We start from the raw sequence: 12,694 nt of genomic DNA on the forward strand, positions 1-12,694 counted from the left end.
GGTTCTTGTTTTTGTTGGTAACTGTCGAGTACTAATCTCACAAATTTTACTCGGTTTTGCACCATTACTCTACATTAATACAAAATATAAATATAACTCTGAGATAGTTTCTTTTGTTTTGCCTTCTTTCTTTCAAGCTATACTTTTTTTTATTGCTATGCTTTCAATTGTTATTTCAGTGATTGAGTATAGGAAAGGTAATTCAAAATATCTTCACGTGTCTGCACTAGTTTTTGTTTCTGTATTATTCTCGGGGCATCTAGATTACATATACTTAACTGATGAATATCACAATGGGGAAATTTTTACTGCTTTTCACCAGCTATATGATATCGGATCAAAAGCCTATTCTGAATATATACCTACTAAAGGCTTTATGCATATAGCTATAGGTTATGTTAATCAAGTTGTCTTTAATGGTGCATATTTAACTTTGTATCCCTCTATCATCCTATCAACGTTCTTATTTTCTGTTTTTTTGGTTTTTCTTCTCAAAGCCTTTTTTAGTAATATAAGTGTATTTTTCATTCTGTTAGCCGGTTTGCCAACCTTTGGTTATAATGCCCTAATTATTCCATCTTTGTTAATTATTTCGAGAGTCATTAGAACTGGGCAATTGATTCCTACGATATCTATTTGTAGCTGGCTATTCTTTATATACTTTCTGTATTACAATGCATTTGCTATTGTTTTTGTTTTATCTGTTCTTCCAGCTTTAATATATTTAATTAAACATCTTGAAGTGGGAGAGATTAGAAATAAACTTAATATCATCTGTTTGTTTTTTATCACATTACTTTTAGCTGTTTGTATAGCAAATCACGAGTATATATATGAATCAGCTAGGTATGTGTTGACTAATGCATNGCTCTATTGGGGAAATTATGGTTCGCGTTCTGAGCTAGTTAAAGCAAACTTTTGGTTTATTGCTTTCTCTGCTTTGTTTTCGATATTCCTATTTGATAGGAAGTCTTTTAGTAATGATAAGATATTATGGTTATCTTATTTGTTAGTGTCTCCATTATTAATGGTAAGCTATCTGGTTTCGAGAGCGGGCGGAGACTTCCCTAGAGCCTTCCACTATAGTATTTTTTATTTTATAGTTATACTAGCTTTTGTTATTTTTTATCTAAAGGGAAAGAAAAGATTATTTATATCAACGGTGCTGCTTATTAGTATATGTATTATGAACAATCATAATGCTTTAAGTATTCGTGATGGTTTTCGTAATTTTGTAACTAAGATGATTTCACCTAGTATGGTTCTGTCTAGTGATAATCAAATCCCCAAGCTTGGTAAGGGGTTTATTGAAAAAGAACGTCTAAATGACTTAAAGTCAGAGTTTGAATTAGTTAAATATCTAAATGAAGATGAAAGCTTTCTAATTATAGATTATCATACGGTGCAAACTGCTCGTTACGCATTATATGATCTTCGTATACCTACAAAATCACATGCTATATTAAATGTGCCAAGTGTTAGAGCACAAAAGATTGAATTAGAGCAAGTATCTTCTCGTAATGTTAAGATAGTAAGGTTGAGTAAGGGCCTTTTACGCTATCACCTATTTCATAAATACTTGTTATCATTACAGGATTTTTCTGCATTTGAATATAACGGGAGATTATATTTAGTCAGTCAAGACTATATCGAACGCTTACCTAGCTCATTGAAATTGAAGTTAGTGAATAGTTTAAGTGCAATGCTTTCTGTTAATGACTTTTCATCATTGCCATACAAGTGGGGGAGAGCCCTGTCAAATGAGAAGAACCTCTTAGAAGCGCTTAAACTTCCTCATCGTCTGCTTGGTGTTAATAATTATTCTATCCAATCTGGTAGAGTTTTAGGTCATGACCCTTATGCTGTTTTTAAGCTAAATGGTTTGATTGAAGGAAAAAAGATTGATCTCTTAAGTGTAAAACTGTCTGGTAAGTTTGATGATCTATGTAGGGCTCAGCTTTTTTGGTCCAGTGATAAAGACTTTATAGAACCTCAAAGTGTAAGGTTCACTTTTTCCAATGGAGATAACCTTTTACCTATTCATATGAATAGCGTATGGACGTCTAGTGAAATTAGATTTTTGAGGTTAGATTTGGATTCTTGCGCTCATAAATCTATTGTGATTGAAGGGTTTAAGTTTTATAAATATCGCTAGGTGGCGAGCTCAGTCGTCTGAAAGCGATGGCGAGTGGTTATAGAATGAGCGTCTAGTATAACATCATATGCTAGACGTTTTTAGACCAATGTCGGTATACGTAGTTGAAAAGTTGGTTGCTGTTCACTACATGTCACTGAGTTCAATATACGATTAAAGTAGTTCCGACACGATCCACTAGGATAGCGTCAAAATAGACGATATCGAAAAACATGGTTTCAGATGTAGTGTGGTTACGCTGCGTTTAAGCAAAACGTTCAATATGTTTAAAACATAAAGTACCGTAGGCATGATGGCATTGCAAATGAGCGTGCGACTGTTATCGACATCACATCTTCTACTACTTATATCACGCTTTTTATATATAAAACATATGCTTATATTTTACTCCGCCTGATAAAGTAGTAATCTCGACTGACAAATATAACTAATAAGGTTGATAACAATGAAGTTGATGTTTAAAGCAAAGTTGCTGTTACTTGCCGTTGTTCCTTTGGTGCTATCTATCTTGGTAACCAGTATAGTTACTGCCTACAATGAGCAGACACTAATCGAAGAGAATATTGCAACATTTCGCGAAAAACTTGTGGGTGAACGTAAAAAACAACTAAAAGAAGTGACACAAGTAGCGGAAAATGTGGTTAAACGTATTAACCCTGGTAGTAATCAGGTGCGTTTAGCTGAGGTGAAAACTGCGCTTAGCGACATCAAGTTTGGCGATTCCGGTTACTTTTTTATGTACGATAAAAAAGGCGTTAATGTGTTTCACCCGATGAATCCAAGCCTAGAGGGGAAGAATCTAATTGATTTAACCGATCCGAAAGGAAATAAGGTAATTCAAGGTTTGATCGAAACGGCGCAGCGTGGCGACGGCTATTTTAACTTCATGTTTGAAAAACCGGGTACTAATGAACTCATTGATAAAATTGGCTATGCAGTAATGGTGAACAACAATCAATGGATGTTGGGAACAGGTGCATATATTGATGATATTGAGCATGAAGTTTCTAAATATCGAATTACAGCTGAAGCCGCATTAGAGGCGCAGATCTGGCGATTATCTCTATTCGGATTGGGAACAGTGGTTATTACCGGACTGGTCGTTGGTTGGTTTGCGCAGCGCATGGGGCAGCCTGTTAACAACATGCTTGAGAAGCTCAATGATATTGCCAGTGGCGATGGGGATTTAACGCAGCGTCTGAGTGTAAATGGGCATGATGAAATCGCACTGTTGGGACATGCGTTCAATCGGTTTGTTGAAAAGCTTCAAGGGACGATTCAGCACGTTGCTCAAGTCACGGCACGTGTCACCAGTACCGCGAATGATATGGCCAACCAGACGTCATCTGTTGCAAAGAAATTACAAGTTCATGATAACGAAACTGAGCAAGTTGTAACTGCTGTTACAGAAATGAGTTCAGCAGCCCAAGAAGTGGCACAAAATACGACTCAGGTAGCGGATGCGGCAACATCTGCGACGCAAGACGCGCAAGATGCGCAAGCTCAAGTACATGACTCTATTGCTTCTGTTCAGCGTTTAGTGGAAAGGATGGGACAGTCGAGCAATGAAGTTGATCAACTGAAATCTCAGTCTGACAAGATCACTTCTGTGCTATCAGTGATTGGCGATATTGCTGAACAAACTAACTTACTTGCCTTAAATGCGGCCATTGAAGCGGCTCGAGCCGGCGAGCAAGGCAGAGGTTTTGCAGTAGTAGCCGATGAGGTTCGAACATTGGCCAGTCGAACGCAAACGAGCACTCATGAAATTCGCGACATGCTAGATGGGCTGCATGTTCACGTTGACAGTGCGGTGAAAACCATTGCAGAGAGTGATCAAGAGTGTAAAGCGATGGCAGAATCTTCAGCAGAAATTGGTGAAAAAATTACATCGGTGAGTGCGGCCTTTGCGCAAGTAAATGATATGACGTCGCAAATTGCGAGTGCGGCTTCTGAGCAAACGACGGTTACTGAAGATATTCATCGGAATTTGGTGTCTATACGTGACATTGTGGCTAGTCTACTTGTATCGAGCGAGGCTTCTTCGAGTGCTGCAGCTGATCTAAGTGCATTGGGACAAGAATTAGATGCGTTGGTAGGACAATTCAAAATTTAATTAAAAATTTACAACATATAAGAGTAATAGAGGGCGTATTGTAAATGCGCTCTTTATTTTTAGATGCACATCAAAAAGTGATCCGCTTCGATAAAAATAGCTTCTGACGTCCTCTAATTGTTTTTTATCTACGAGAGACGGTACTATAAGCTTATCTTTATCAGACTGTAAAATTAAAATGACGGATTATGCAATTGGCATCGACTTGGGGACCACTCACAGTAGTATTGGTGTTTGGCAAGGCGATAGCCCCGTACTCATACCTAACTCACTTGGCGAATATTTAACGCCTTCGATTATTAGTTGCGAAGGCGATCATGTTTTGGTAGGTAAAGCCGCTTATTATCGTAAGTTTACGCATCCAAAAAGTACGGTAAGCGTGTTTAAGCGTTCAATTGGTACAGAAAAAACCTATCGTTTGGGTAATAACAAGGTATTTAATGCACGAGAGCTGTGTTCCATAATACTCTCGACATTGAAAAAGGACGCTGAGATCTACCTAAATACTGAGATAAGAGAAGTGATTGTTTCAGTACCTGCGTATTTTAACGATCAGCAGCGCAAAGAAGTGAGGTTAGCGGCTGATATGGCTGGTCTAGATGCGGTACGCTTAATCAATGAGCCGACCGCCGCTGCGCTAGCTTACCATGTAGATAAAAAAGATGATGGTCAATATCTTGTTTTCGATTTAGGTGGCGGAACATTCGATGTTAGTATCGTAGAGTATTCAGCCGGTCTCATTGAAGTTCATTCATCTGCTGGCAATAATCGTTTAGGAGGAGAGGATTTTACGGAAGATTTAGTGGATGTAGTGCTAGAGCGAGCGTGTTTAGATCGAGAGACGATAAGTTTAACTGACATTCAAGCCATTTACGAGGCATGTGAGAAGGCTAAGAAGCAGTACAGTAAATCGATGTTTATAGAGTATGCGTTTAAGAACGAGGAAGGAAGTAAAGAGCAAGGAATTTATCTCTCTGACAGTGATCTCGACACGATTTGGCGACATACCCTGAGAAAGCTCAAGCAGCCACTCGAGCAATCTTTGAGAGATGCTAAAGTGAGTGTCCATGAGATTGATGATGTTATTTTTGTAGGAGGCGCAAGTCGTCTCCCCCATGTACAAAAAATGGCAACACGATTATTAAGTCGATTTGGTCGCCGAGATCTTGATCCTGAGACGGTTGTTTGCCTAGGCGCTGTAACGCAGGCTGCATACAGAATGAGACACAAGGCGATTGACGATCTTGTGATGACAGACGTATGTCCGTATAGCTTGGGAGTAGCAGCAGAGGTCAATGGTCAGTCGGGCATTTTCAGCCCGGTACTGGAGAGAAACACGACAGTCCCTGCTTCTCGTGTCCAACGTTATTACACGAAGCATGACGCCGAAAATGAAATTATAATCTCAATATATCAAGGTGAGTCCTTTTGGGCTCAAGATAATATCCATATTGATAATATTGCGATTGATGTTTCTAGCTGTTCGGCAAATCATCCTATTGATGTTCGATTTAGCTATGATGTGAATGGTTTACTTGATGTGAATGTTGATGTCCTAGACAAGCCTATCCAAGTTGAAAAAACCATAGATATGAGTCCTACTGGAATCAGTAAAGAAGAAATAGAGGCCAGTCGAGAAAAATTAAGCAAGCTAAAAGTTCATCCGAGAGAAAAAATACCTAATATTGTGTTGTTAAATAAATTACACAAACTCTATGAAGAAACACTTGGTCATGCGAGAAAATCTATTGAGATGTTAATTATCTCTTTTGAGGAGGCATTAAGCTCTCAGGATTCTCGACATATAGATAAAGCCCGCCAACACATTCACGAGGTGTTGGCGGACCAATATGATTAAACTAAATGTAATCTGAGAGATGAATATCCCCCTCTCTTTTAAGAGCGTATGGCCATCCTTTAGATGTAATGGATGGCCTGTCTTTGGCTGGAGCTATTAAATAAGTTAACCATAATAGCGTACTTAGCCAATAACTACCCGTCAATACAAAGACAGAAAGCCATAACGTAATCCATATGCCGAGTAGTTTTCTCTTTTTGCGAATAATACAAGTTCCAACTAATAGACGAGTAAGAATTAAATTTAGTAAAATACAAAAAACAAAAAGAGGGCTGACAACAATAGCTTCATTATTAACGATTGGAGTAATAACGCTGTGGTAAAAACCAACGTCGGCCGATGATACGGTGAAAGAAAAAATAGTAACCAATAACGATTGAATAAATAACATCTTATTACTTGGCCACTTAAATGCTGACGGTTTTTTATGCCTCGCTTCTTCTAATTCTCGATTTAGCTTCTGTTCGACATAGAAAGAAAGCACTGAGAATGTAAATACACTCTCTTCACCTCGGTTATTATTTATTCTTTCGATTTGTTTCGTATTAAATCCAACTTTGTTGGTGCTTGTTTGCATAAAACAAAGTAGATAGCACATTCCATGCAAATAGTTTAATAGGCTGCCATTAAATTCATTACAATCTTCATTTGTATTGTTTTCTTGAATCACTTCACATTGATTTATGATCTCCTTTTCATCACCAAATAATACAGCATTAAACATAGGCCATAGATGCGAGGTGCTCTGATATGTATCCATAGCCATAATACTGTCTTTAAGAATATGTTTTATCTCACTGTAGTTTTCATTATTACCTACAAGTATTTCAATTATTTTATATATGATGAGTGCTTCATGAGTCGTACCATTTTCTTTATTGTAATGGCACGCTTGTACAAGCTGCATAATCGTATTTTCTTTCGATATGTTTTCAAAGTTCTTCTTAAGAAAATCTGGATTGTATGAGTGAACATATTGACAGTAAATCTCTCGTTGGCAAAATATATCTGCTGTCCCAGTTTCCAATATGTCTTTGGCATAATCAATATCATTTTTTAATGCTATCCGAGTAATAACATCTAGCTGAGATTGGGGTAGAGGTGGTGCGTAGTGACTCATTTTTTTCTGTATGCATTTCGTATATGAATACGGGAATGATAGATGGTATAAGTAGAACTCAGCCCACTTTGTTGTGTCTGCGCCAGTAGTGGTTTTTACTTTTTTATAAAGTGTATTGTTATGCACTTCTCTTTTCGCAAGCTGTTCATTGTAATCATCCAATTCAGGCTGCAATATAGTAACATCTGATCTCGCCGACAATAGATCGTAGAGATTTTTAGGGATAACAGGATGTCGATTAAGTGCGTCTTGCCATTCATCACTTGTGGGTGTTAATACATCATCTTGTATAAACTCTTCATAATTTAGCCACTCAGGCGAATAATACATCGATGATATTTTTTCGAAAATAGGAATTTCTCGAGCACGGTCAAGTTCTTTTTGTCCTTTATCCAAGATAAAGCCAGCAAGATACTTCCATCGATAATGTGTAATATCTTGATTATTTAGTTTGTCAATTGCACATTGGATCCCTTGCCATGCGCCATGATGTAAATGCCACCAAAGCGAAGCTAGACATCCTTGTAGGGTTGTAAGTTCAAATATAATATCAACTTTTGGGAGAAAACCTTCATCAATAGCATGGTAGAAGAGCATATCGGTAATTGCTGACTGACTGAAATGACTATGAAGTGGATAAGTCATCGCCATTGCATATGGTTGACTAATCCAGTCCATTTGTCGCTGAATAGCTATCGCCCACAAAGCGAATGTTGGGTCGGTATCGATGTAAAAAGATTGTAAGAGAGAAAGTATTGATTTATCACTTTTTTCTAGCGTAGCTAGTCTCTGCAACGAGAGTAAAAAACATTTTTCATTTTTGAGATAAATACAATGCTTTGCTAGGAGAATTAATAGCTCTGCATTAAGGTTTTCTTCTGCTAATGCGCGAGAAACTAACCACAGATGCGTCTCTCGCGAAATGCCAACATGCTTGTAATCGAGTGCTTTAATACTCCGTAATAGCCAATAAATGGTGTTTATATCATTTAATGTGGTAACTCTATCTTGATGGATAATATGGCTAAGTGCATTAAGATCAGCATTGTTAACAGCAATAGCCAATGATTGATAGTAGCACAGTGTTATCCGCTGATTTTCTAAGCATCTATCTGCAATAACGCTCACACTCTTTGGATTATCCAACTGTCTCCAACTGTCAAGCAAACAAGCCAGCTGGTAGTCTTGCCGATCACCATTGTAGAGAGCGCCCCAGTCTAGAAGTACCCATAAGTCTTGTATAACTTCTGCGGATATCCAAAGGTTGTTAGCAGCAAAATTAGCAAGTTCTTTTGATAGTGGTATAGACTGATCGAGTGGTAAAGACTCAATGATATCAATCCACTTTTTCCACTGGATTTTGAAGTCTTTAGAAATGGCCTGACTAAGAAATGTTATTATTTCGTTCAATATGATATTAAATTGATGGTAATAACTGTCAGGCTTTCTTACGCCTATATCTTTACTACTGTTTGATAAAGCTGACTTTTCGATTAGATCTAGCGCTATTTCATACTGTTCTCGTAATTCTCTAAAGCCTTCTGGATTATCTTCTGGATGATTCTCTCTAAGTTTTAGCTTATAAACTGTCTTTAATTCTTTAAGACTCGTATTGCTACTTAGGCCAAAGTAATCAAATGGATTCATTATCTATCTCACTTTCGATTAAAGATTCTAGCGACTCTGGCATTTCAAAATTAGGCAATGTGATCTCTTCCCATGGAATCCAATGGATAGGGTTCTCTTTATCTTGGAAACTAATTTTTAGACGGTGGCGTAACCTTTTCTTTATATCTGGATTGAGAAACACATTATTTCTTTCATTATCATTAATGTCGAAAACTAGGTAAGCCCAATAACAGCTTCCGAATATCCATGAGTGTGAGTATTGATACCAAGAGTTATAAAAAAATCGAGCCTTGTGAGCAATCACGCTATGAATATAGTAGAATTCTTCTTCTGATAACCAATCAATTTTGAGTCCTTCTCTTGCGAGAAAGCAAGCCCTACCATAGTCGTATCCTCGTGTTCCACCCAAGCCTACTAGATCGTAAGACATCTTGACGAAATCTATTTCAGCTTTCTCTTGTCCTGAAGGATATTGTCTGGAAAAAGTGGACCACTCTTTAGATGTGTAACTTGCATATTTGGCATATAAGTGGGAGAGATTGTGGCCGTGTGTCCCTTCGAATATCAGTCTATGAATCTGATGGTAAAGAGAAGCTCTATCTTCAATTCCCCAGTCTCTCTCAAGTATATGATAGCAACAGGACTTGTCTGTAACCCAATACGGGTCTAAGTATTTTCTTTCTCCTTCGAAAATACTAGTATGAGGAGCCCCTAGCGTCAAAAACCAAGCTTTGTATCCATTACTGCTCTCTTGCATTTCTTGAAACCGATTATTCAAATAAATGCTATAAGATATGATCTTATAGGGAAATAATGGATCGTCTAGAGATAAAAAGCTTTAATTTTGGGCTAATGTCACATATTTATTAATAAAATCGTTAGTTTCCTAATTCTGCAATAACCTTATTCTTTCCTTTTTCTTTTGCTTCATATAATAATCTATCTGCTTCCTCGAGGTTAAGCAGTTGCGTTTTTTGGTTGTAGTAGCGTAATCCGACACTAACAGTGACCTGTATTGGATTAGAAAGAAAAAATGGTGTGCTTTTTTCTATCGATGTAACTATGTCTTGCCCATAGCTCTTTGCGCTGTCGAAGTTATCAAACCTTGCTACAACGGCAAACTCTTCTCCTCCAATTCTTGCTATGGTCTCTTCTTTTTTTGAGACTCTTTTTAAAATTTCAGCGACATACTGTATGACAGTATCGCCGACACTATGACCGAACTTATCGTTGATAGATTTGAAGTTATCGATGTCTAAGATAAGTAACCCTACGTGATCTAGGCCATTGTATTCATCAAGAATTTCAGAGAAAAACCTCCTATTTTTTAAACCAGTAAGACTATCCGTTGTTGATAGCATTTGTAGTTTCCTATTAGCTTCTTCCAAATACTTGGTTCTGCGAGCTATGGCTACTTTAACGCTAATCTTGTGAATCAGATAAGCGCTAATCATGATTAATAGTAAAACAAGAATTAGGTCAGCTGAGATATTAGTCATAGTAGCAACATTTAGTAACAGAACATTATCAAGAAACTAGGAAATAACCTGTTAATTTTCATAGAAAAATTAATCGACTATCATCCAATGAAAAGAAATACTATTCAATATCACACTGTGTCTCTTTTTCGAGACAACTGTAGATTTAAACTAACACATTAACTAAATATGTTTACATTTGTGTTAGTCGATTTGAGTATATGTTTACTATTTGTATCTAATGCTTTATTGCTAGCATTTATTGACATGATTATAATTTATGCGGATTGCTTGTGTCTAGTTTATCAGCAGCAACGTAGATTGATATGCGCAGTTATGTGAGGTTGAGGCGTTTTAGCTTCTAGCGTTGTGTATTTGTATGTCTGGGTATCTCTTATGTTGACAGTTTTAGTTTGTCGATAAAAAAGAGAAAGCAATATTGGGGATTAGAGACGTATCCATGACGGCGTTGGTGTAACCTTCTTCTCTTTTCCAGTCTTCCAAATCGCCGGATTTCAAGTCGCTGACACCTGTTTTACTAGGATGGTCGTCCTCCCAGTAATCCGCATTACTACGCGTGGAATGGTCGGTTTAATACCTTTTTTCCTGAGCACCTGAAGGACGATATCTTGAAAGCTAAATTGGAAAGGATGAACAAGCCAGTCGGCCTGTTCATCTTTTTTGTTTGTGGTTATCGCACAATTAGGCCGAGTAAGATGCCGACCACACCAAAGTCGGCATCGCTAAAGGTGGTGTTGGCAAAGCCCAGATCGCCGAGCACAGGGAGCAAGAACACGGGCAGGAAGGTGATTAGTAGGCCTTGCGCAAAGGCGCCTAAGATTGCGCCGCGTCGTCCGCCTGTGGCATTACCGAATACCCCTGCAGCTGCGCCGACGAAAAAGTGGGGCACCACGCCTGGGATAATCACTGTAAGCCCCAGTATATAGAGCAGGAACATACCGACAAGCCCAGCAACAAAGCTAGATAAAAAGCCTACTAACACCGCATTGGGCGCGTAGGGGAAGACGACGGGACAGTCGAGTGCTGGCTTGGCATTGGGCACCAGTTTGTCGGAAATCCCTTTAAACGCTGGCACAATTTCGGCAATCACCATTCTTACCCCTTGCAAGATCACATACACCCCGCCTGCAAAGGTGATGGATTGCATTAGTGCAAACATAAACCAGTGTTTACCATCACTTACCTCGCGCACAAAGTCTCCGCCGGCAAACAGACACGTCACCATAAAAATAATCCCCATGGTGAACGAGATGGCGACTGGCGTATCACGCAAAAACAACAGGCTTTTGGGCACGTCCATGTCTTCGGTGGAGTGGGCTTTGTTGCCAAACTTGCTGCCAATAAAGCCGGCTAACACGTAAGAGAGGGTTGAAAAGTGGCCAATGGCGACTTCATCTGAACCCGTGACTTGTTGCATGTAGCGATGGGCGATGGCAGGAAAGAACACCATCACCGAGCCGACAACCACAGAGCCTAATGCGACCAATGAGATCCCCTCCATGCCGCTGGTGGAAAGGATCGCGGCGACCATCATCGACATAAACAAGGTGTGATGGCCGGTTAAAAAGATGAATTTCCACGGGGTTAAGCGTGCGATAAGGATGTTAACCAGCATGCCGAAGAACATGATCATTGCCATTTCCTTACCAAAGGCTTCTTGCGCGATGGAGACAATGGCTTCGTTGTTGGGCACCACGCCACTGATACCAAACGCATGCTGGAAAATGGTGGCAAAATCCCCGAGCGAGCTGACTACCAATGAGGCACCGGCCCCTAGGATCACAAAGCCTAGAATGGTTTTGATGGTGCCTTTGATGCATTCAGTCGCGGGTTTTTTCTGGGCGATTAAACCAATTAGTGCAATCAAACCCACTAATACCGCGGGCTCAGAGAGTACGTCTTTCATCAGGAAGTTAAAAAAGGGCATAACGTCACTCCTTATAGGGCACCGAGTGCTTGTAGGGCCTCAGACAAGCGGGTTTTCATTGCCTCTTTGTCCACCATGTTGTCGAGTGCGACAATGCGTGGCGATACGTTCATCGCTTGTAACTGTTGGGCGATATCGTTGGTGGCGACGAAAATATCGGCCTCTGTCCCAGAGACTGAGCCCAGATCGATATGGTCGATACTGGCTTCGACGCCAAGATCGTTGATGATTGTTTTGATGCTCATTTCCATCATTAGGCTGGTGCCAAGACCATGGCCGCATACGACTGTGATTTTCATAATTCTGACCTTTTATTTGGGTTAACAGATGCGTTTTCAGCATGTTCGTTGTTTTAAAGCCGACAGCGAAGGGCGAGCCCTTTGTGTCTTT

General features: G+C 39.2%; 7 protein-coding genes. 2 read left to right on the plus strand and 5 right to left on the minus strand.

The window, feature by feature from the left end; all coding sequences use genetic code 11:
* Window positions 1-2,600: 2,600 nt before the first annotated feature.
* Window positions 2,601-4,271 carry a methyl-accepting chemotaxis protein gene (locus BZJ17_RS04310; RefSeq protein ID WP_077639879.1) on the plus strand — a complete coding sequence of 557 codons (1,671 nt, stop codon included), beginning with the start codon at window positions 2,601-2,603 and terminating at the stop codon, window positions 4,269-4,271.
* A 178-nt stretch (window positions 4,272-4,449) separates the two neighbouring features.
* Window positions 4,450-6,129, plus strand: coding sequence for an Hsp70 family protein (locus BZJ17_RS04315; protein ID WP_077639880.1), 1,680 nt, complete (start codon window positions 4,450-4,452; stop codon window positions 6,127-6,129).
* A 1-nt stretch (window position 6,130) separates the two neighbouring features.
* Here the strand turns inward: BZJ17_RS04315 and BZJ17_RS04320 are convergent, their stop codons facing one another.
* The 5 genes from BZJ17_RS04320 to BZJ17_RS04340 all read right to left on the minus strand — a co-directional run bounded on the left by BZJ17_RS04320 (window position 6,131) and on the right by BZJ17_RS04340 (window position 12,603).
* Window positions 6,131-8,896, minus strand: a complete 2,766-nt coding sequence (locus BZJ17_RS04320; RefSeq protein ID WP_077639881.1) for a J domain-containing protein — start codon at window positions 8,894-8,896, stop codon at window positions 6,131-6,133.
* Window positions 8,883-9,635, minus strand: coding sequence for a DUF1266 domain-containing protein (locus BZJ17_RS04325; RefSeq protein WP_077639882.1), 753 nt, complete (start codon window positions 9,633-9,635; stop codon window positions 8,883-8,885). The genes BZJ17_RS04320 and BZJ17_RS04325 overlap by 14 nt, the downstream gene beginning before the upstream one ends.
* Before the next feature lie 121 nt (window positions 9,636-9,756).
* Entirely contained in the window at window positions 9,757-10,377 is a 621-nt protein-coding gene (locus tag BZJ17_RS04330; RefSeq protein WP_077639883.1) for a GGDEF domain-containing protein, read from the minus strand.
* Window positions 10,378-11,047: 670 nt separating this feature from the next.
* Window positions 11,048-12,304 carry a PTS ascorbate transporter subunit IIC gene (locus BZJ17_RS04335; RefSeq protein WP_077639884.1) on the minus strand — a complete coding sequence of 419 codons (1,257 nt, stop codon included), beginning with the start codon at window positions 12,302-12,304 and terminating at the stop codon, window positions 11,048-11,050.
* An 11-nt stretch (window positions 12,305-12,315) separates the two neighbouring features.
* The gene (locus tag BZJ17_RS04340) at window positions 12,316-12,603 is read right to left on the minus strand and encodes a PTS sugar transporter subunit IIB (protein WP_077639885.1); all 288 of its coding nucleotides are present in this window, start codon (window positions 12,601-12,603) and stop codon (window positions 12,316-12,318) included.
* Window positions 12,604-12,694 lie beyond the last annotated feature (91 nt).

The organism is Salinivibrio sp. IB574 (assembly GCF_001996205.1).
GTDB classification, from domain to species: Bacteria; Pseudomonadota; Gammaproteobacteria; order Enterobacterales; family Vibrionaceae; genus Salinivibrio; species Salinivibrio proteolyticus.